Below are 20,978 nucleotides of genomic sequence, written 5' to 3'. Positions count from 1 at the left end.
CTTTCGTAACATTTCGTAATATGGTATAATGTAGATAACTAAAGCTGGTTTAAGGAGCGATTATGTGCGCATTAAAGTCAGTCGTTCTAAAAATTCTACATCTTATTTTGTGATTAAGGATATTTATCGAAACAATAAAAGAACAACCAAAGTTGTTGAATCCTTGGGAAATCACGAAGAAATTTTAAAAAAACATCCTGGCATAGATCCCTACACCTGGGCAAAAGAATATGCCAAAAAATTAACACTAGAAGAAAAAGAAAATAATCACAAAATCATTGCGAAATACAATCCCGACAAGCAAATTGAGCGAGATAAACAAACGCTCTTCAATACTGGTTATCTTTTTTTACAATCTATTTATCACGAGCTGAAACTGGATAAAGTTTGTCAGGAGATCTCACAAAAATATGAATTTGAATATGATCTCAACGAGATTCTCACGCGTCTTCTCTATTTGCGCGTTCTGCATCCCACTTCTAAAAAAGGCACATTTGAACACGCAAAGGATTTACTAGAACCCGCACATTTTCAGACACATCAAATATATCGGGCCCTCAACGTCCTCGAAGAACAATCAGATTTTATTGAGGAAAAAGTTTATAAAAATAGCTTGAATGTCGTCGGGCGGAACACACAGGTTCTTTATTATGACTGCACTAATTTTTTCTTTGAGATTGAAGAAGAAGATAGCCTGAGGGAATATGGCGTTTCGAAAGAAAATCGCCCGAATCCAATCGTTCAAATGGGATTATTTATGGATGGATCTGGCCTCCCACTCGCTTTCAGTATGAACCCCGGGAGTGCCAATGAACAACCAACGTTGAAGCCCTTGGAAAAACGCATTTTAAAAGACTTTAATCTTTCCAAGTTTGTTGTATGCACGGACGCTGGTCTTTCTTCGAATGGTAACCGGATATACAACACCTATGGAGAACGTGCATTTGTGACCACACAATCGATTAAAAAACTAAAGAAATTTCTTAAGGAGTGGGCTTTAGATCCAGAAGGATGGCGAATACCTGGGAGTAATAAAAAAATAAACTTGAATGATATCCGTCAGCTCGAAAATGACAAAAGAACCTATTATAAAGAGCGATGGATAAAAGAAAATGATTTGGAACAAAAGTTAATTGTCACCTATTCACCTGTTTATGAACGATATCAATCATCCATTCGGGAGAAACAAATTGAGCGAGCGATCAAAAAAATAGAGAAGCCCGCCTCTTTGAATAAACCGCATCAAAATGATCCGAAAAGGTTCATAAAATCCACCCATGTGACGGATGATGGGGAAATTGCGGATAAAGCCCAAGTGGTTTTGAATCAAGAACAAATAGAGAAGGAATCGATGTATGATGGGTTTTATGCGGTATGTACCAATCTGGAATCTCCCATTGAGGAAGTGATCAAAATTAACCAGGGGAGATGGGAAATTGAAGAGACATTCCGCATATTAAAAAGTGAATTCCGGACTCGACCTGTTTATTTACAAAGAGAATCCCGCATAAAAGCACATTTTCTGACATGCTTTCTGTCCCTATTGATGTATCGTATTTTGGAAAAAAAGGTAGATGAACGTTTTACTTGCCCTGAACTAGTCAGTACATTGAGGAATATGAACATGCGTGAGTTAGATGGTGAAGGATACATACCAGCATTTACTCGAACAGAAATTACGGATGCATTGCATGATGCATTTGGCTTTAGGACTGACTTCGAAATAGTAACCCAAAAAAACATGAAAAAAATTTTAAAACAAACCAAAAAAGGAAAATAGTACGCAGTTTTAGGCTCTAAAAAAGCCGCCAAAAGTGTTGATTTTACAGCACTTGAGGCGGTTTTAGGTGTCAAAGATGAGATCATACTTTATTTCTTCGTACGTGTCAATGATGTTTATTTCAACTTATCCAACTGGTTTAAAAACTTTTTTGATTTTATGTAATATCCACCATAATGGTCATAATATGCATCAAGTATTTGCCGCAATTTGGCAATGTTTTCGTCTTTCATGGTAATCGTACCTATACGCTCAAGTCCCACACTGGCAAACAAATGTAACAATCGTGCAAGCAAATCAGAAATTGAAAAAGCAAGCTGATCCAAATGCATACATCGCTTGCATAATAGTCCACCTTCAGCGACAGAAAAAGAAAAAGGGTTCTCGGTACTGCCACAGTTTACACAATGATGAACAATTGGTGCAAAACCGCCTTTTTGAAATAATTTCATTTCATACATCATGACTGGAATATCATAGGACACATTTTCAGCAATCCAGTCCATTGTTAAAAGAAGTTGATCATAAATAAACCGGTCAGGGGATTTTTCATCTATTAATTTATCGGTTAGTTCAAGGATATATGCTGCATAAGCCGTTTTGATGATGTCTTCGCGGATCGGACGTAATGAATAGATGATTTCTCCTTGTTGAATCGTGCTTAACCCAGAGTGTACATAAACTAAAAATTCTCCATAAATTAATGGCTGCGTAACAGCAGCCATTCTACTTTTCGGTTTTTTTGCTCCTTTGGCAATCGCGGCAAATTTGCCGATTTTCTTACTAAATATTGTAACGATTTTATGTGTTTCACCATAATCCTGTGTTTTGATTACGATGCCTTCAATTTTTTCCAGCACATGTTTCACCTTTCTTTGGCAAAATCTAATGTAAAGTGGTTAAAAATGGTATGTGCTACAATTTTGTATCAAGGTGTGACAGCTCTTCTTCATGTTGTTGCAATTGACCTTTAACATTTGGTTCTTTCTCCAGCTCTTTCAATAACAAATAGGTTTCAACGTTCCCCGTTTGACTAAATAATTTCCATGCAAAGTCGATCACAAGAAACCCCTACCTTTCTTTATAGCGTTTGAACCTCACTATTAGAATGACCACAAGGCATGAAAGAATGAGTTATAATTTTTACCATGTTTAGAGGATGTTCAAAAAGTCCGGAAAAAATGACGTGCCCCTGCAAAAGGGGTATGCCGACGCCTGAGCGCAAAGCCCGTTTTAAGCCGCCCTTCCTTTGAAGAAGTTCGTTGGCTTGCTTTTCCGTTCCTCATGTACCTTCTATGTACACTCCGGTGCTCAAAGCTACGCCGTCTAGAACTTCTCGGTCCTTTTTATCCTCCTTTTGAACATGCACTTAATATTCATCTTCCCGAAAACCTAACTCTCGAAGCTGATTTTGCCTGTTGCGCCAATCTTTTTCCACCTTTATCCAAAGATCCAGATATACCCTTGTTCCGAGCAAGGGCTCAATATCTGCTCGCGCCCTTTTTCCAATTTCCTTCAACATTTTTCCGTGTTTGCCAATTAGAATGCCTTTTTGCGATTTTCGTTCGGTTATTACGGTTGCCTGAATAAAAATGGCATTTGACTCCCGCTTTTCGATATTTTCAATGACAACTGCAATCGAGTGAGGTATTTCCTCTCTTGTTAATTGCAGAACTTTTTCCCGGATCAACTCAGCAATAATAAATCGTTCAGGATGATCTGTAACCTGATCTTCCGGATAATACTGTGGCCCTGCAGGTAAATATGACTTTAATACTTCCAGCAGATGAATGACATTGTTCCCTTGTAAAGCGGATATTGGAATGATTTCTTCAAAGTTGTATTTTCTCCGGTACAGCTCGATTAATGGTAACAGGTCATCTTTTTGGATTAAATCAATTTTATTAATAATTAGAAAGACAGGCTTTTTTACCTGTTGTAGTCGGTCTATAATATATTGATCCCCTCTGCCATACCCTTCTTTGGCATTAATCATAAACAAAACGGCATCTACCTCATTTAATGTGTCTTCTGCCATTTGCACCATAAAATCCCCAAGTCGGTGTTTTGGTTTATGAATTCCCGGTGTATCAATAAAAACAATCTGTGCATCATGTTGTGTTAATACACCCTGAATTTTATTTCGTGTCGTCTGAGCTTTATCACTCATAATAGCTATTTTTTGTCCAATAACATGATTTAAGAATGTTGATTTGCCAACGTTGGGTCGGCCAATTATGGCGATAAATCCCGATTTGAAATCATTTTCCATGTTGTAATCCTCCGGTGTCTTTCGATGTTATTCATTCGTTTAAAAGTTTAAGCGGGTGCCTATACAGCAACCATCTTCAAGTGTTTCTTTTATCTTTGATGTACATCCATAATACTACAAAAACAGCTTACTTTCACATATTCGACAAAAGCTTTAAAAAGTTTTTGTTTTTTGACAGAAAATACATGCATAAAGCAAAAAGAAAACCCCTTTCGTTTTGAAAGAGGTGGTTAAAACAGGCTATATAATTTGGGCAAAAAAATGAGCAAACCAATAATAACGGCCGTAATGGCAGCAATCAAGACGACTCCCGCGGATACATCCTTAATCACCTTTGCTGTCGGATGAATAGCCGGGTTCACATAGTCAAGTAATGTTTCAATCACTGTATTGACCATCTCCATCGCCAGCACAAAACCAATAACCAAGACAATCAGTGCCCATTCCCCGGTTGTTAATTTTAGTAATAAGCCGGTACAAACAACAAGCAGTACGGCAATGATATGAACTCGAAAATTGCGTTCATGTTGCAAAACCTCGATAATTCCATTCCAGGCAAAGCGTAGGCCAATTCCCCGTTTTTTTTTGTTATCGTTCGAGTCCGAATGCATGTAAAATATCCTCTTGCTTTTGGAACATTACTTTTTCCTCTTCCTTTTCCATATGATCATAGCCTAGCAAGTGAAGAAAGCCATGAACTGTTAAAAAGCCAATTTCACGCTGTAGTGAATGATTATAATCAATGGCCTGTTCCTTCGCCCGATCCATTGAAATAACAATGTCTCCAAGTGTAAGTGATATATCTTCCCCAACTATAGGTATTTCTCCTTCCACCGTTTCCTGTAACGCAAAGGAAATCACGTCTGTTGGCTTATCTTGTTGGCGATAATTGCGGTTTAGTTCTTGAATCTCATCGTTGCTGACAAAACTGACGGAAACCTCGGCTTCATGTGGAATACCTTCTTGTTCCGCCGCAAAGTCAAGTAACCTTTGCAACATATCAATATCATCGCTTGGCACAGCGTTCGTTTCATCATGAAAATCTATATGCATTATACATCCGTCTCCTTTGTTGTAGGATAAAAAACATAAAATTTCAGGTTTTCTTTAGCCCTTGCCATTGTTGGCTCCGTCCGGCTCCAGCGCCCAGTGGCTAGCAAACTTCAGGCTCCTTCCAGTTTGTACGCCACTAACCGGGCGCCTCCGCCTTTGTTGTAGGATATTGAATTCTTGAATGAAATATACCTTTTAATGTCTCACAAATTGTCTCATTTACAATGTGCAAGTCTTCCATTGTTAATGGGCATTCATCTAATTGTCCATCCAGTAAGCGGTCTTTAATAATTGAGGAAACGATTTCTTCTATTTTATCTTCTGTTGGCTCCTTTAATGACCGAACTGCTGCCTCAACTGAATCACAAATATTCACTACACCTGCTTCTTTAGACTGTGGTTTTGGCCCCGGATAACGAAAATCTGCTTCCTCTGCCTGATCATTCTTTTTCTTCTCCTTGTAATAAAAGAACTTCAGAAGGGTTGTTCCGTGATGCTGTTTTGCAATGTCAATGATTTCTTCCGGCAGTCGCTGTTCCCGGAGCATAGCCACACCATCGTATGGATGACTAATAATGATTTTAGCACTTTCCTTTGGATCAAGTTGATCGTGCGGATTCGTAACAGCCAGCTGATTTTCAATAAAATAATGCGGCCTGACTGTTTTGCCAATATCATGGTAATATGCCCCCACACGTGCCAGTAAACCATTCGCACCAATCGCTTCACACACTGCTTCACTCAAATTGGCAACCATTATCGAATGATGGTAGGTTCCTGGTGCTTCCGTCAAAATCTTTTTTATCAATGGCTGGTTCGGGCTTGATAAGGAAAGTAATTTCATATCGGTCAGAATTCCCAACCCTGTTTCAAAAAACGGCAGCAATCCAATTGTTAATACGACTGATAAAAAAGCAGAGCCTATACCAAAGCCTGACTGAATAAAAAAGTCTATCCAATTATATTTTTCAAATGATAAAAATAAAAATAATAGTACGGTAATAATATTGACAATGACAAGCCCAATTCCAGTTTTTACAATAGCCAGCCGGTCTTTTTCTTTTGTATTGGCTAGAAGTCCAATAGCTGCCAGCTGAGAAAAAAAGAAATAGATACCGGCCTCCATGTTCAGAGACCCGGGGATTTCACCATTGAAAATAATACTTCCCAGAATAGCATATAGTCCAGCTAATACAATTGCAAACCGTTCGTGAATCAACTGTTTTAACAATAACACGCCAGTAGCAACAGGAACCAGATAATATAATTGATTGATCTGGGTTGTAAAAAGACTCACACCCTTCATTAAGGCGACTACAAAAATACTGATAAGAATGATCGCAGCTGCTTTTCCTTTATTCAGCTGTTTTCTTTTATCCAATACATACATTTCATAACCAATTGTACCAGTAATTAGCAATAGTAGTAATGCTAAACCGATAATCGGGTAAACATTCCGTTCTTTATTTAATAAGCCGACCAATTTTAGTTGCTGATACTTTTCATTTGTGATAGTTTGCCCTTCCCGGACAATAATTTCACCAGCCCGAATCATCACCGGCTCTACACTGCTTGCAGCGTCTTTTCTTGCAGCCATTGTGTTCTCAACATCGAACACGGCGTTCTCTGTGACAGCGAAGTTACTTAAAGACATGAGGGCTTGTTGTAATTGATTATCAAGGCTGGAATATTTTATTTGTTGTTTCACTTCCGCTTTGGCAGTTTGTACGTTTTCCGTTCGTACCCCTTCATGGAATACATTTTTCAACGCATCAACCATAACCTTCTGACCTTTTCTGCGTTCATCAGGTGAAGTTTTCAATAGTTGTGTCAGAATTAATTCATCAACGTGTTCAGTTATTTCCGGTGATAATACATTTGATAATTTTTGCACCTTTTCACGGGTGGTTAACTCATCGTCGGCTTGTGAATCCTTCCCGTCCTTTTTTTTGTCCAATTTTTTGACCGCATCGAAAAGTTCATTTACATAGCCAATTTGCTCATTGGTGATCTCCTTGGAAGTTTCATAACGATCGTTCACCGATTGCACTGTATCCCTTGTTTTTCGTTCTGTTTCTTGTTTGTTTTCAATCGTGATTGGTGAACGAATAGTCTCTTTGGCAATCCCGAATCGGTCAATATCATATGTTGGGGTAAACACATTATTGACCGTCAATGAGAAGAAAAGAATCCCTAAAACGATGATTGGAATAACGATTGTAAGCCATTTCGACCTTGTACTACGAAACGATGATATAAGGTTTCTTATGGTATTTTTCACAGTCTCATCTCCATTCATGGGCACGCTCCTAAGATGAAAATAAGACCCACTTTCCCGGATCTGCGAAAATATTATTTCACTTGTTCATATGCATCAATAATTCGCTGTACCAATGGGTGCCGTACAACATCAGTCGGATTTAAATACACAAAAGAAATCCCTTTAACAGTTTCTAATAATTGACTTGCCACATGCAAACCTGATTTAACCCCTTTAGGTAAATCAATTTGTGTAATATCCCCGGTAATGACCATTTTCGAACCAAACCCCAGCCGTGTAAGAAACATCTTCATTTGTTCCGGGGTAGTATTTTGCGCCTCATCCAGGATAACAAATGCATCGTCCAATGTTCTTCCCCGCATATAAGCAAGTGGAGCGATTTCAATTGTATCCCGTTCGATCAATCGTAATGTATGTTCTGCACCTAAAACATCATGTAATGCGTCATATAAAGGACGAAGATAGGGATCAACCTTTTCTTTTAAATCTCCAGGCAGAAAACCTAAACTTTCCCCAGCCTCTACAGCAGGCCGAGTCAGGATAATCCGCTTGACCTGGCCGTTTTTTAGTGCATGAACAGCCATTACTACTGCCAGATACGTTTTCCCTGTACCCGCCGGACCAATTCCAAATACAAGGTCATTGGATTTGATTGCAGCAACATAACTTTTTTGCCCTAAGGTTTTAACCCGGATGGATTTTCCCTTTACATTTTTTGTGATTTCATCTTCAAATAAAGTCTCCAGTTGATTAATCTTTCCACCCCTGGCCAGTTCCACTGCATAAACAACATCACGTTCGGAAATCGTCAGGCCCTTGCGAATAATTGATAGAAATGTCATTAATATTTCCTTAACCAATTCGACATCTTCAGTGGCACCAGATACGCGAATTTGTTCACCCCTGGTAACAATAGATACTGATAATTGCTCTTCAATTTGCTTTAAATTTTTGTCATTTATACCAAACAAGGCCAAGGCCTCATTGGGACTATTAATTTGTAAGTCCGCTGTACTCAGATTCTCTGCCATATTCAATCTCCTTGATTTATAGGTTCTTCTTTGGCGATATTTTCTTCTACTGTAGTGAATAAGGTTATTTTAACTTTACCATTCTCTGTTGACTCATGCAAAATTTTTTGTGAAGTTATTTTTGCATCAGGTCCCAGCCGTAACTGCAATTCATTTTCCCCTTGTTTCAGGCCAATTTTTACTGCTTCTTCCCTCGTTCGCTTCAGTTGGTGAAAATTCTGTTCGTTTAAGGTTGATTCCACAAAATGAACTGGAAGCTTCCACTTGAGGAATTGAATTGGATTATCCGTTTCCTCTTTATGTATATCTTGATAATCCGGATCCCCAAACCCCCAAACCGGTAGTTTCACTTCTCCAAAACGTAAAAAGTATTTTTTCTTGCTATCACCACTAAGCATTTCCACATTTGCTTTTAATGGTACGGTAACGTTTACCTTATACCATGTCTGGGCAATAACCTCACCTTCAGCAGCGATCAGCTTGTTATTAGCTTTTTTATCGTCTTCTTCCTGTTTTGGGTTGTTTTCTGTCTCAAAATCAAGCTCACCTGTCACAAGCAGATCTCCGGGTTCGACATAATCATGCACATGAACCTTTCCAAGGCCTTTTTTAACGAACATATTTTTAATAACGCCTTTTTTTGTTGCGATCAAATTGCGCGGACCTTTCACCTCTTTTTCTTTTACGATTGCCTTTTCAACACCTTCCAGAAAGTAGGTTGTCCCCTTTTTGTTCACACCAACCCAAAGGAGTTCAGGAATGTCATTCACCAATTTCTGCTGAATGACACTTGCTGGTTTCAATGTTAAACTCCATGACCCGGCATGAATGCCATACGCATCCAGCTGCTTGTCAATTTTCTTTTCAATATCTTTTGGCACACCGGTTATCTTTACTTCCCAAATAATATTCGATAGAAAAAAGATTAACAAAACACTTAGTATAAGGCCAAGAACAAGTTCCCGTTTTCGCAAAAACCGCCGCCACAAGAATGGGGACCCTTTTTTCCTGATAAATGATATTTTATAGTCGGTTCCCCGGCGAATTTCTTTGATTAAATGAACATCCTGAAGCCTGATATTGCCTTTGCAAACCTGTTGTGACTCCTTTTCGATATCCCAAATCAATATCCCGCGTTTCACACAGCGTTGAAAGAACAGCTCCGGCATGCTCCCTTTTACCATTATTGTTACATAACCGGTTATAAATGGTCCCTGGATTTGTTTCATGGTCTCCTCCTCCATAGCAACAGTTTAAAACCTTACGCTGGAATAAATTTCACCTCTTCTATTGTTCCTTCAACCAATATTTCTTCCGGAAGCATCATTTTAAGTACAAATGATGATCCCAGAATTTGAATGTAGCCTTTATTCGTTTTTAATTTCAATTCGTTCTCGGAATAAACTGCGAGCCCTTGATGATTTTCAATATAAACGTGTATTTGACCAATCATTGTTATTCTAGGAAGTTCAAGAATGACATCTGATGGGAGTGCTAAATGATTTGTTAGCCATGGTGTAATTTTTTTATACCATTTCACATACAGAGCCCCCTCTCACCATCATGTTTATGAAAAAATAAGCAAGATAAGAACAAAAAAGCCTTCATTAAAAGTAAATTGCTACTTTTAATGAAGGCTTTTCGTTATTTTCTCCGTTGTGTTGGGATATTGCGATACGCTTTGCGTGCTCTTGGCGATCCCAAAACCTCCGCCATAATAATCCCATCAATCAATCCTTTACGGTTTAAATTATCCTTGATTTGATTTTTCATGGCCAATTTATTTTCATTAGATTGCTTGGATTTTTTTAATGCATCCTCCAAGTTTAGGTAAATACCCCCACCGTCATCATTACTAGCATTTCGTTTCATCCGTTCCAGCTCATGCATTTGCGAATCAAACTGCTCTTGCATGACAATCGTCGTTGATCCCGGCGAATGATCAGAAGATACCGGTTCAGTCCGTTGCTGTCGGTAATTCCGTTTTGTTGGTGGCGATGCTGTTTTTGGTGTCCGATTGGGCTTTTTATTTGTTTGGTGACCTTTTTTATCTTTAAAAAGACCAATAACCCCGCTGATAATGGCCAGAATGACAAGCAACACTTCCATGTATGCCACCTCTTTTCATGACAGATAAATTACTGTTCATCGTTTTCATCACTGTCATCTTTTGATAATTTTCCAATGGAATCACGCATATCGGTATCGGCATCAATGTTTTTGTAATTCATGTAATCCATTACTCCCAAATTGCCGGAGCGCAATGCTTCTGCAAGTGCACGTGGAACATCAGCTTCTGCCTCGACAACTTTTGCACGCATTTCTTGTACGTTGGCAACCATTTCTTGTTCAAGCGCAACAGCCATGGCCCGGCGTTCTTCCGCTTTTGCCTGGGCAACATTTTTATCTGCTTCTGCCTGATCCGTTTGCAGAATTGCACCGATATTCTTACCAATATCAATATCTGCCATATCAATGGACAAAATTTCAAATGCAGTACCAGCATCAAGCCCGCGGTTCAACACATTATGGGAAATCGAATCCGGGTTCTCCAATACTTTCGCATGCGTTTCCGAGCTACCAATTGTACTAACAATTCCTTCCCCGACACGAGCTATAACTGTTTCTTCACCGGCACCACCGACAAGCCGGTCAATATTGGCGCGCACGGTGATTCTTGCCTTTGCTTTTACCTCAATCCCGTCAATGGCAATCCCGGATATAAATGGGGTCTCGATCACCTTTGGATTAACACTCATTTGAACAGCTTCCAGAACATCGCGCCCAGCTAAATCAATTGCTGCACAGCGTTCAAACGACAATTGAATATTAGCACGGTGGGCAGCGATTAAGGCATTAACCACCCGATCAACATTACCACCGGCCAGATAGTGACTTTCCAGCTGATTTGTCTGTACATTTAACCCAGCTTTATATGCTTTAATTAACGGATTGATCACTCTTGATGGCACAACTCTGCGCAAACGCATTCCAACCAGGGTAAAGATGCCAACCTTGACACCTGCCGCCAGTGCACTAATCCAAAGCATCACTGGAATAAATGTAAAAAGAACCGCAATTACAATGATGATGATACCGATGATGATAATCGGCATAATTTGTGTTAATTCCATCTCCTCTTACCTCCCAATATTGAAAAACTAAATTTCTCTAACTACAACACGAACTCCTTCTACCATCACAACTTTAACAGGTTTATCTTTTTCGATGAAACTACCCTCCGAGACGACATCAATTCGTTCGTCATCAAAAATGGCTGCCCCGGATGGTCGTAATGGTGTAGCCGTAATCCCTTCTAAACCAATTAATTCCAGCCTGTTAGTGGAGGATACATAGCCTTGTTCCGACGTGGTCCGGTCACGTAAAATAATATGCCGAAAGAAACCTTTTTCAAGTCCAATGATTTTAAACAAAATAATGGAAACAACAATGGCAACAGCCAATGCAATACTAACGCTTAAAGCCATATGTCCAAGATCTTCGCCGGATAAAAATAAGGATCCGAGAATCGAAGCAACACCCAATAATCCGACAATTCCACCCGGGACAAAAAACTCCGTGATAATTAAAATAATTCCCAAAACAAGTAAAATAATTGCCTCATGACCAGCCAGACCTGCAACAATGTGGCCATAGAAGAACAGGATAAGCGATAATAACCCCATAATTCCTGGTATCCCAAATCCCGGCGAATACAATTCCACAATCAGTCCAATACTTGCGATAGACAGTAAGATAGGAACAACGACTGGATTTGTCAAAAATCTGGCTAATTCCTCCGAGAAAGTTGGTGTCACTTCCTGAACGGCTGCATTTGTCAAGTCAAGTTCATGCAACAAATTTGTTCGACTTTTGACGATTCCTTCAGAATAACTAACGTTGACCGCTGTTTTTGCATCGAGGGTCAAAAATTCTCCCTTTGGAGCACCATACTCAGGTAAATCTATCTCTGGATCAGCCATAGCCTTGGCATAAATCGGATCGCGACCTTTTGATTCGGCTGCACCTTTCATCGCCGAAAGCCATGCAGATTGCGCTTTTTTATCTGCAGCCGTTCCATCTTCATTAATTACACCGCTTGCACCCATTGTAGCATGTGGCCGCATATAAATGGTGTCCATATTCAAGGCAATATAGGAACCGGCTGATAACGCCTGATTGACGATGTAAGCAGTTGTCGGTATTTTCAAGTCCTGCATTAAAGTGGCAATTTGTCCCGCAGCATCGACCCGACCCCCAGGTGTATCAATTTCAAAGATAATGTGGTCGGCCTCAGCCTCTTCAGCCTCTTTAATAGCCCTGGTCAAAAAAGAAGCCAGACCCTTTTCTACCTCCTTTTCAATGGGGATCACATAAACAAGTTTTTCGTTTCCATTTTCTTTTTGTGCCTGGGCTGTCTGCATACCTGGTACGGAAAAAAAGATAGCAACTAGACCAATCAGCAAATATGACACCAGCCTGCTTTGTGTCACAACCTATCTCCCCCCCTTTTTCCTACCATCATTTACTATTACGATTCACTCGCGATTTTGTTTCAGGAATATTATTTAAATTGTATCACATGTATTAGGTACTTCGGTATGGATAAAATGAGAAAATCACTAAATCATCTTCCGTAAAAAAAGGCCTTTGTCTAAATTTGACAAAGACCTTTCATTTCTGTAAATCATGACAGGTAATCAGCCTAAATGTTTTTGTACAAGCTGGTTCACTTTTGCACCATCTGCCTTGCCTTTTACTTTCGGCATAATAGCGCTCATTACTTTACCCATATCTTTTTTTGATGTTGCATTAACTTCCTGAATTGTCGATTGAACGATTGCCTCAAGCTCATCATCCGAGAGCTGCTTAGGCATATATTCCTGTATCATTTCAATTTCCGTTTCAAGTTTTCCAACAAGATCATCGCGTCCAGCTGATTTAAATTCTTGGAGGGAATCTTTTCGTTGCTTTAACTCTCTTGACAAAATGGTTAATTCTTCGTCCTCAGAAAGTTGATCTTTACTAAGTTTAATTGATTCATTTTGTAATGAAGCCTTGATCATTCGGATAACACTTAGCTTCTCCTTATCTTTCTGCTTCATTGTTTGTTTTAAATCCTGATTCAACTGTTCAATTAATGACATGGTTGGCCACCCTCTTTAGAACTTACGCTTTCTAGCAGCTTCAGATTTCTTTTTACGCCGAACGCTTGGCTTTTCATAGAATTCACGCTTGCGATATTCTGAGAGTGTACCACTTTTTGATACACTACGTTTAAAGCGACGAAGAGCATCCTCGAGAGACTCGTTTTTACGAACGCGAGTTGTATTTGACATGCTAATTTCCCCTCCCTCCGAAGCATAAAACAGATTGTACAGGCACATGTTGCATAAGTAAATCTTAAGAGATCATTTAACATACCCTTTATACATGCCTTGTTAAATTATAATATAACCAAATCCAGAGGTCAACTCATACACCAATTTTATCGGGGTGAAACTTTTTCGTTTCCTTCAAACATCGGATTCAGCAATAATATCGACTCCTGCACTGGCACCAATTCGTGTCGCTCCTGCAGAAATCATCGCCTTTGTTGCCTTAGCATCACGCACACCACCTGAAGCCTTGACCCCCATTTCGGTACCGACCGTTTCCCGCATTAATTGAATATCCTCAATAGTTGCTCCTCCACCCGAAAACCCGGTGGAAGTCTTGACAAAATCGGCTCCTGCAGATTTTGCCAAGTTACATGCCCGTACCTTTTCATCGTGATTTAGTAATGCAGTTTCGATAATAACTTTGACAAGTGCTTTCCCTTTTGCAGCAGAAACAACCGCTTCGATATCTTGTTTAACAATCTGGTCATGATTGGACTTCAATTCACCAATATTAATGACCATGTCCACTTCTGTCGCACCATTTTGTATAGCTTGTTTCGTTTCAAATACCTTTGTTTCAGTTGTTGTTGCACCCAATGGGAATCCAATCACCGTGCATACTTTTACGTCTGTCTCCCGCAGTTGTTCATGACAATATGCTACCCAATAGGGGTTGACACAAACTGATGCAAATTGATACTTGCGTGCTTCCTCGACAACCTGTTGCATTTTTTCTGCGGTGGTATCTGGTTTTAATTGGGTATGGTCAATATATTTGGCCAATTCTTTTCCCATAAAATGATCCTTCCTTTCTTTAAAACTTAAGAAGACACACGAATTGGATGGTTAGTCGCATCATCCATTACCCTGACAAACATGCCTTCATTATACGGATATCCCGATTTTGTTATCTTCACCCGTACTATTTTACCAATCAGATCGTGACTGCCGGCAAATACCACTTTCAGATAATTATCGGTATAACCGACAAGCAAATCGGGATTATTTTTGTCCGGCATACGTTCTTCAGGAATCACTTCCAGGACCTCATCCTCATAATCAGAAGCATATTCTTTTGCCAATTGATTGGATAATTCGATCATCCGCTGCACCCGATCATTCTTAACATCCTCATCAACCTGATCCTGCATACGGGCTGCAGGTGTCCCTGTCCGTCTGGAGAAAGGAAATACATGCAGTTCAGAATAACCAACTTCTTTAATAAAATCGTAAGTTTCCATAAACTCCTCTTCTGTTTCTCCTGGAAAGCCAACAATAACATCTGATGTAATCGCTAGACCTGGTAAGGCTTTGCGAATTTTATCCACTTTTTCCTTATAATACGAACTGGAATATTTCCGGCGCATCCGTTTTAACACGGCATCAGATCCGGATTGTAATGGAATGTGCAGATGACGGACAATTTTCTTTGACTTGTCCAATACACTGATTACCTCGTCCGTGATTTGACTTGCCTCAATCGAAGAAATCCGGATTCGTTTTAATCCATCTACCTTCGTCTCCAATTCCTGTAAGAGTTTGGCAAAATTATAATCGTTCATGTCCTCACCGTATCCGGCTGTATGAATACCAGTTAAAACAATCTCTTTATACCCCGCGTCAACCAGCTGTTGCGCCTGGTGAAGTACATCTTCGGGTTTCCGGGAACGGAGTAAACCACGTGACCATGGAATAATGCAGAACGTGCAGAAATTATTGCATCCTTCCTGAATTTTCAGCGATGCTCGCGTTCTGTCCGTAAATGCCGGAACATCCATTTCTTCAAACACACGATTTTTCATGATGTTGGTTACCCCATTTATCGGTTCGCGCGTTTTCTGATGTTCCTCAATATAATCAATCATTTTTTTTCGGTTTTGTGTGCCAACTATGACATCTACCCCAGGTATCTCCATAATTTCCCCTGGTGATGTTTGTGCATAGCAACCAGTTACACATACAACCGCTTCAGGGTTTTTTCTGACGGCACGACGAATAACCTGTCTGCTTTTTTTGTCACCCGTGTTGGTTACGGTACATGTGTTAATGACATAAACGTCTGATTGGCGATCAAAATCAACCCGTTCATAGCCGTTTTCTTTAAACATGTTCCAAATTCCTTCTGTTTCATAATGATTCACTTTACAGCCCAATGTATGAAAGGCTACTGTTGGCATTATTTACACCCCAATTCTTCTAAATGATATGACATACTTGCTAAAACATATAATGAAGCCGTTTCTGTCCGTAAAATACGCGGGCCTAACCGAACCGGAGAGAAACCATTTGTTTTTAAAGCCGCTGCTTCCCCATCTGAAAAACCGCCTTCAGGGCCAATACAAACGAGAATACGCTGGTTGGGTTCCATTTGCTTAACGATGTTGGCAAACGACTGGTAATCATCCGTTTTTGCTTCTTCTTCAAACGGAAAAAGCAACACATCGTAATGATGACTTAATTCGACAAGTCCATTCATATTCACTAGCGCATGAATTTCGGGAATTCGGTTTCGATGGCTTTGTTCGCTTGCTTCTTTCACAATTTTTGCGAATCGCTGATACTTTTTTTCAGCCTTTTTCTTGTCCCATATAACGATTGAACGCTCAGATTGAAATGGTATAAATCCAGCTGCGCCTAATTCTGTGCCTTTTTGCAAAATCAGGTCGAACTTATCCCCTTTAGGCAGCCCCTGTGCAATGGTTACGTGAACAGGAAGCTCTCCAGATTCATCAAGCCATTCTATGATATCTGCTACTACTGTATCATGATCTTGCGGGTGGATTTTACAAATTGCTGCTTGTCCATCCGGGTGATTGCATATTATTTTATCGCCATCACGAAACCGCATCACTCTTAACATATGATGGACATCATCACCGGTAATTATTACCGTATTATCCCGCCAATTGCTCTTGGGGATAAAGTAACGCTGCATGCCAACCACCTTCTTCTCCATCATATCTACTTCTTCGCCACAATCAAGACCCAATCTTCCATCTCGTTTATTTCCAATATCGTAAAGCCATTGTCTATTAACTGATCCTTCACCATTTGTTTTTTTGGTTGAATAATACCCGATGTAATAAACAGGCCACCTTCCTTTAAATTACGCCAGGCGTCAGGAATAAACCGAACAATAATTTCAGCTAGAATGTTGGAAACAATAACATCTGCCTGTTTATTAACATGATCCAACAAGTTATTTTGCTTTGTTTCGATCTGCGAATCAAGTTTATTCAATTTGGCATTCATTTTTGTACTTTTTACCGCAACCTCATCCAAATCATAGGCAAATACCTGATTTGCACCAAGTTTTACGGAAGCTATACTCAATACTCCTGATCCACAACCAACATCTATCACCAGATCACCGTTACTTATATATTGTTCCAGGGCCTGCATACTTAATACCGTTGTCGGGTGTGTACCAGTGCCAAATGCCATGCCAGGATCCAGTTCAATGATTAATTCATCACTGGATACAGCCTGATAATCTTCCCATGTCGGGGTTATGGTAATTCTTTTGGATATTTTAACAGGCTTATAATATTTCTTCCAGGCGGTTGCCCATTCTTCTTCTTTTACCTCACTTAAGGTAACCTGGTTACGACCTAAATCTATATCATAGATCAGTAAATTATTAATGGCTTGCTTGATTTCATCTACCGTATCACCTATAAAGCTATTAACGGGTAAGTAGGCTTTAATATATACACCTTCTTCAGGATATTCATCGGGATTCAACTCGTATATTTCCCCAAATTCATTTTCCTTCACCTTTACCAAGTCCAGTGGGTCTTCAATCACGACACCACTTGCCCCGTTTTCATGAAGAATGTTCGATATTGGTTCAATTGCTTCATTTGTTGTATGAACACATATTTCCGACCACTTCAATCCATCCACCCATTTCTTGAACAAATGCAGCTGTCAGACACCAAGCATCCCAGAGATAATCTGCATGTGTTCTCTTTTTTTACTATGTAAATGGCACCCGTCTTCAGGGCACCATTAAAAAACATGATTAATCACCTTTAAAGGCTTTTTTAAAACGTTGAAAGAAAGAGTCATCTTGTTCCTCTGTTGCATCATTTCCACCAATCTCGTTAAATTCACGAAGCAGTTCTTTCTGGCGGTCGGTTAACTTTTGTGGTGTAACGATGCGGATTTTAACATGCTGATCACCGTATCCGTAGCCGCGAACATTGGGTGCTCCCTTTCCTTTGAGCCGGAACGTTTTACCTGTTTGCGTACCCGCTGGGATTTTCAGCATTACTTTACCATGAACGGTTGGAACTTCCACTTCGTCCCCAAGCGCCGCCTGTGTAAAGGTTACGGGTAGTTCACAAAAAATATGGTCGCCTTCGCGCTCAAAGAACTCATGGGCTTTAACCCGGACAACGACATAAAGATCACCGGCAGGGCCACCATTAACGCCAGGTTCGCCTTTTCCGGCTACACGGATTTGCTGTCCCTCATCAATACCAGCCGGAATCGATATATGAATTTTCTTCTGTTTTTTTACTGTACCTTTACCACCACAGGTACGGCATTTTTCAGGAATAATTTTACCTGTTCCATTACAATAATGACAAACCCGGCGATTTACTACCTTGCCAAATGGTGTAGTTTGTTCCGTGTTCAATTGGCCGGAACCGTGACAATGTGAACACGTTTCAGTTTTTGTACCAGGCTTTGCCCCCGATCCATGGCAAGTTTCACATGTCTCATCTTTTGGAATGCGAATATCAGTTTCTTTTCCGAAAATAGCTTCTTCAAAATCAAGTGTTATCGTATACTGTAAGTCCGCACCTTGTTGTGGGGCATTCGGGTCACGACTGCGACCGCCACCACCAAAGAACATGTCAAAAATATCACCAAAGCCACCGAAGTCCTGTGCACCGCCAAACCCGCCGAATCCTTGACTCTGTGCACCAGCGTGGCCAAACTGATCATACTGTGCCCGTTTTTGCTCATCATTTAAAACTTCATATGCTTCTTTAACTTCCTTAAATTTATCCGCAGCACCCTCTTCTTTGTTCACATCAGGGTGATATTTTCTCGCCAATTTGCGGTAGGCTTTTTTAATATCATCTTTTGAAGCGTCTTTACTTACACCTAACACGTCATAATAATCACGCTTACTCACTTGTTAATCACTCCCCGAATCACTTCTTGCATAGGTTTTATCTTACCATCAACTGCAAGATAATAGCAAATAAGAAAAGTCAAAGCCACGGATCCTGACTTTGACTTTTCCTGGGTCTGGGTTAGCTCTCATTCGAGGTTCAGGATATGGAACCATCGAGCTCCCTCTTTTCACTTATTTCTTATCTTCATCGTCGTCTACTTCTTTATAGTCAGCATCAACGACATCGTCATCGGATTTTTGACTTTCTTCCTGACCTTGACCAGCCTGTTGTTGATCTTGTTGCATTTGTTCGTACAATTTGACTGATAACTGTTGCACCTGTTCTTGCAGAGCATCTTTCTTTTCCTTGATTTGGTCGATATCATCAGATTCTATTGCTTTTTTCAATTCGTCTTTGGCAGTTTCCGCTTTTTGCTTCTCGTCATCAGATACTTTATCACCAAGGTCTTTGATTGTTTTATCCGTCGTAAAGATTAACTGGTCTGCTTCATTGCGGATATCCACTTCTTCCCGGCGTTTTTTGTCCGCTTCTGCGTTTTCTTCCGCTTCTTTAACCATCCGATCGACTTCCTCATCAGACAGACCAGATGAGGATTTAATTGTAATCGACTGCTCTTTGTTTGTCCCCATATCCTTCGCCCGGACATTAACAATCCCGTTCGCATCGATGTCAAAGGATACTTCAATTTGCGGTACCCCTCTTGGTGCAGGTGGAATATCAGTCAATTGGAAGCGGCCAAGAGTTTTGTTGTCTTGTGCCATTTCCCGCTCACCCTGCAGGACATGGATATCAACCGCTGTTTGATTATCGGCAGCAGTAGAGAATACTTGTGAATGACTGGTTGGAATGGTAGTATTACGCTCAATTAATTTAGTGAATACGCCACCCATTGTTTCGATCCCCAATGATAATGGAGTAACATCTAATAACAGTACATCTTTTACGTCACCTTGAAGTACACCACCTTGAATTGCTGCACCAAGAGCAACCACTTCATCAGGGTTCACACCTTTTGACGGTTCTTTACCGGTTTCCCGTTTGATGGCTTCCTGAACCGCTGGAATACGTGTTGAACCACCAACAAGGATAACTTTATGAATATCACTAGCGGAAAGGTCAGCATCTCTTAGCGCTTTTCTTGTTGGTATCATGGTGCGCTCAACCAAATCAGATGATAATTCATCAAATTTCGCGCGGGACAAGCTCATTTCCAAATGCAATGGACCAGCATCTCCTGCTGTAATAAATGGCAGGGAAATTTGTGTTTGCGTTACACCTGACAATTCCTTTTTCGCTTTCTCGGCTGCATCTTTCAAACGTTGCATGGCCATTTTGTCTTTGGATAGATCAATGCCATTTTCTTTTTTGAATTCTTGTACCAGATGATCAATGATAACTTTGTCAAAATCATCTCCGCCAAGACGGTTGTCTCCAGCTGTTGCCACAACTTCAAATGTACCATCACCGATATCCAGGATGGACACGTCAAATGTACCCCCGCCCAAGTCATAGACAAGGATAGTTTGATCCTGATCATCTTTGTCAATACCATATGCCAAAGCAGCAGCAGTTGGTTCATTAATAATTCGTTCTACTTCCAGACCGGCAATTTTACCAGCGTCCTTTGTAGCTTGACGTTCTGCATCATTAAAATAGGCAGGTACAGTGATAACCGCTTTATCAACAGTTTCGCCCAAATAATCTTCAGCATATGATTTAATATGCTGCAGGATAATAGCCGATACTTCCTGTGGTGTATAATCTTTATCGTCAATTTTCACCTTATAATCTGTACCCATATGACGTTTGATCGATTGAATAGTGTTTGGGTTGGTAATTGCTTGACGTTTAGCTACTTCACCAACCTGGCGTTCCCCATTTTTAAATGCTACAACAGAAGGAGTTGTCCGGTTTCCTTCAGGATTAGGAATCACGACTGCTTCTTTGCCTTCCATTACTGATACACATGAATTGGTTGTTCCTAAGTCAATTCCGATTATTTTGCTCATAATCGATTTCCTCCTTTA

The 20,978-nt window shown here is 40.1% G+C and carries 21 protein-coding genes; 1 reads left to right on the top strand and 20 read right to left on the bottom strand.

Going from position 1 to position 20,978, the window contains the following annotated elements:
- Positions 1-64 precede the first annotated feature (64 nt).
- On the top strand, positions 65-1,780 hold the full coding sequence (locus tag O2S85_RS08190; protein WP_269412169.1) for an IS1634 family transposase: 1,716 nt from the start codon (positions 65-67) through the stop codon (positions 1,778-1,780).
- A gap of 116 nt (positions 1,781-1,896) precedes the next feature.
- Here O2S85_RS08190 and recO read toward each other — a convergent pair whose 3' ends face one another.
- From recO to dnaK, 20 genes are all read right to left on the bottom strand, one after another.
- Positions 1,897-2,640: a DNA repair protein RecO gene (gene recO, locus O2S85_RS08185; RefSeq protein WP_269412521.1), complete on the bottom strand. Its 744-nt coding sequence runs from the start codon at positions 2,638-2,640 to the stop codon at positions 1,897-1,899.
- 55 nt (positions 2,641-2,695) lie between these two features.
- Positions 2,696-2,842 carry a YqzL family protein gene (locus O2S85_RS08180; RefSeq protein WP_269412168.1) on the bottom strand — a complete coding sequence of 49 codons (147 nt, stop codon included), beginning with the start codon at positions 2,840-2,842 and terminating at the stop codon, positions 2,696-2,698.
- 307 nt (positions 2,843-3,149) lie between these two features.
- Positions 3,150-4,052 (bottom strand): GTPase Era, encoded by a 903-nt coding sequence (gene era / locus O2S85_RS08175; RefSeq protein ID WP_269412167.1) that lies wholly within the window; start codon positions 4,050-4,052, stop codon positions 3,150-3,152.
- A gap of 230 nt (positions 4,053-4,282) precedes the next feature.
- On the bottom strand, positions 4,283-4,663 hold the full coding sequence (locus O2S85_RS08170; RefSeq protein WP_269412166.1) for a diacylglycerol kinase family protein: 381 nt from the start codon (positions 4,661-4,663) through the stop codon (positions 4,283-4,285).
- Positions 4,641-5,105: an rRNA maturation RNase YbeY gene (ybeY, locus tag O2S85_RS08165; RefSeq protein WP_269412165.1), complete on the bottom strand. Its 465-nt coding sequence runs from the start codon at positions 5,103-5,105 to the stop codon at positions 4,641-4,643. The genes O2S85_RS08170 and ybeY overlap by 23 nt, the downstream gene beginning before the upstream one ends.
- Positions 5,106-5,241: 136 nt before the next feature.
- The gene (locus O2S85_RS08160; RefSeq protein ID WP_269412164.1) at positions 5,242-7,386 is read right to left on the bottom strand and encodes an HD family phosphohydrolase; all 2,145 of its coding nucleotides are present in this window, start codon (positions 7,384-7,386) and stop codon (positions 5,242-5,244) included.
- 71 nt (positions 7,387-7,457) lie between these two features.
- The gene (locus O2S85_RS08155; RefSeq protein WP_269412163.1) at positions 7,458-8,417 is read right to left on the bottom strand and encodes a PhoH family protein; all 960 of its coding nucleotides are present in this window, start codon (positions 8,415-8,417) and stop codon (positions 7,458-7,460) included.
- Positions 8,418-8,419: 2 nt separating this feature from the next.
- Positions 8,420-9,646 carry a sporulation protein YqfD gene (gene yqfD, locus O2S85_RS08150; protein ID WP_269412162.1) on the bottom strand — a complete coding sequence of 409 codons (1,227 nt, stop codon included), beginning with the start codon at positions 9,644-9,646 and terminating at the stop codon, positions 8,420-8,422.
- A gap of 32 nt (positions 9,647-9,678) precedes the next feature.
- The gene (gene yqfC, locus O2S85_RS08145) at positions 9,679-9,957 is read right to left on the bottom strand and encodes a sporulation protein YqfC (protein ID WP_439649442.1); all 279 of its coding nucleotides are present in this window, start codon (positions 9,955-9,957) and stop codon (positions 9,679-9,681) included.
- 104 nt (positions 9,958-10,061) lie between these two features.
- Positions 10,062-10,526 (bottom strand): YqfB family membrane protein, encoded by a 465-nt coding sequence (locus O2S85_RS08140; protein WP_269412161.1) that lies wholly within the window; start codon positions 10,524-10,526, stop codon positions 10,062-10,064.
- A gap of 29 nt (positions 10,527-10,555) precedes the next feature.
- Positions 10,556-11,551, bottom strand: a complete 996-nt coding sequence (gene floA / locus O2S85_RS08135; RefSeq protein WP_269412160.1) for a flotillin-like protein FloA — start codon at positions 11,549-11,551, stop codon at positions 10,556-10,558.
- A gap of 27 nt (positions 11,552-11,578) precedes the next feature.
- A complete protein-coding gene (locus O2S85_RS08130) occupies positions 11,579-12,910 on the bottom strand; it encodes an NfeD family protein (protein ID WP_439649441.1) in 1,332 nt (443 codons plus the stop codon).
- 207 nt (positions 12,911-13,117) lie between these two features.
- Positions 13,118-13,564, bottom strand: coding sequence for a GatB/YqeY domain-containing protein (locus O2S85_RS08125; RefSeq protein WP_269412159.1), 447 nt, complete (start codon positions 13,562-13,564; stop codon positions 13,118-13,120).
- Positions 13,565-13,579: 15 nt separating this feature from the next.
- Complete coding sequence (gene rpsU / locus O2S85_RS08120) at positions 13,580-13,756, bottom strand: 30S ribosomal protein S21 (RefSeq protein WP_018931586.1); 177 nt, start codon at positions 13,754-13,756, stop codon at positions 13,580-13,582.
- A gap of 177 nt (positions 13,757-13,933) precedes the next feature.
- The gene (gene deoC, locus O2S85_RS08115; protein ID WP_269412158.1) at positions 13,934-14,593 is read right to left on the bottom strand and encodes a deoxyribose-phosphate aldolase; all 660 of its coding nucleotides are present in this window, start codon (positions 14,591-14,593) and stop codon (positions 13,934-13,936) included.
- A 26-nt stretch (positions 14,594-14,619) separates the two neighbouring features.
- The gene (mtaB, locus tag O2S85_RS08110) at positions 14,620-15,975 is read right to left on the bottom strand and encodes a tRNA (N(6)-L-threonylcarbamoyladenosine(37)-C(2))-methylthiotransferase MtaB (protein WP_269412157.1); all 1,356 of its coding nucleotides are present in this window, start codon (positions 15,973-15,975) and stop codon (positions 14,620-14,622) included.
- A complete protein-coding gene (locus O2S85_RS08105; protein ID WP_269412518.1) occupies positions 15,975-16,733 on the bottom strand; it encodes a 16S rRNA (uracil(1498)-N(3))-methyltransferase in 759 nt (252 codons plus the stop codon). The genes mtaB and O2S85_RS08105 overlap by 1 nt, the downstream gene beginning before the upstream one ends.
- Before the next feature lie 26 nt (positions 16,734-16,759).
- Positions 16,760-17,695 carry a 50S ribosomal protein L11 methyltransferase gene (gene prmA / locus O2S85_RS08100; protein WP_269412156.1) on the bottom strand — a complete coding sequence of 312 codons (936 nt, stop codon included), beginning with the start codon at positions 17,693-17,695 and terminating at the stop codon, positions 16,760-16,762.
- 127 nt (positions 17,696-17,822) lie between these two features.
- Positions 17,823-18,947, bottom strand: a complete 1,125-nt coding sequence (gene dnaJ / locus O2S85_RS08095) for a molecular chaperone DnaJ (protein WP_269412155.1) — start codon at positions 18,945-18,947, stop codon at positions 17,823-17,825.
- 174 nt (positions 18,948-19,121) lie between these two features.
- On the bottom strand, positions 19,122-20,960 hold the full coding sequence (dnaK, locus tag O2S85_RS08090) for a molecular chaperone DnaK (protein WP_269412154.1): 1,839 nt from the start codon (positions 20,958-20,960) through the stop codon (positions 19,122-19,124).
- Between the last annotated feature and the right edge of the window lie 18 nt (positions 20,961-20,978).

Source organism: Lentibacillus daqui, assembly GCF_027186265.1.
Lineage (GTDB): Bacteria > Bacillota > Bacilli > Bacillales > Amphibacillaceae > Lentibacillus_C > Lentibacillus_C daqui.
This window is presented reverse-complemented; position numbering and strand designations above follow the sequence as displayed.

Bases quoted from the DNA above. Each gene is read 5' to 3' on its own strand.
- yqfD (WP_269412162.1), bottom strand. From the start codon at position 9,646: ATGAAACAAATCCAGGGACCATTTATAACCGGTTATGTAACAATAATG.
- mtaB (WP_269412157.1), bottom strand. From the start codon at position 15,975: ATGCCAACAGTAGCCTTTCATACATTGGGCTGTAAAGTGAATCATTAT.
- dnaK (WP_269412154.1), bottom strand. From the start codon at position 20,960: ATGAGCAAAATAATCGGAATTGACTTAGGAACAACCAATTCATGTGTA.
- O2S85_RS08125 (WP_269412159.1), bottom strand. From the start codon at position 13,564: ATGTCATTAATTGAACAGTTGAATCAGGATTTAAAACAAACAATGAAG.
- floA (WP_269412160.1), bottom strand. From the start codon at position 11,551: ATGGAATTAACACAAATTATGCCGATTATCATCATCGGTATCATCATC.
- rpsU (WP_018931586.1), bottom strand. From the start codon at position 13,756: ATGTCAAATACAACTCGCGTTCGTAAAAACGAGTCTCTCGAGGATGCT.
- O2S85_RS08105 (WP_269412518.1), bottom strand. From the start codon at position 16,733: ATGCAGCGTTACTTTATCCCCAAGAGCAATTGGCGGGATAATACGGTA.
- era (WP_269412167.1), bottom strand. From the start codon at position 4,052: ATGGAAAATGATTTCAAATCGGGATTTATCGCCATAATTGGCCGACCC.
- deoC (WP_269412158.1), bottom strand. From the start codon at position 14,593: ATGGGAAAAGAATTGGCCAAATATATTGACCATACCCAATTAAAACCA.
- O2S85_RS08170 (WP_269412166.1), bottom strand. From the start codon at position 4,663: ATGCATTCGGACTCGAACGATAACAAAAAAAAACGGGGAATTGGCCTA.
- O2S85_RS08140 (WP_269412161.1), bottom strand. From the start codon at position 10,526: ATGGAAGTGTTGCTTGTCATTCTGGCCATTATCAGCGGGGTTATTGGT.
- O2S85_RS08155 (WP_269412163.1), bottom strand. From the start codon at position 8,417: ATGGCAGAGAATCTGAGTACAGCGGACTTACAAATTAATAGTCCCAAT.
- ybeY (WP_269412165.1), bottom strand. From the start codon at position 5,105: ATGCATATAGATTTTCATGATGAAACGAACGCTGTGCCAAGCGATGAT.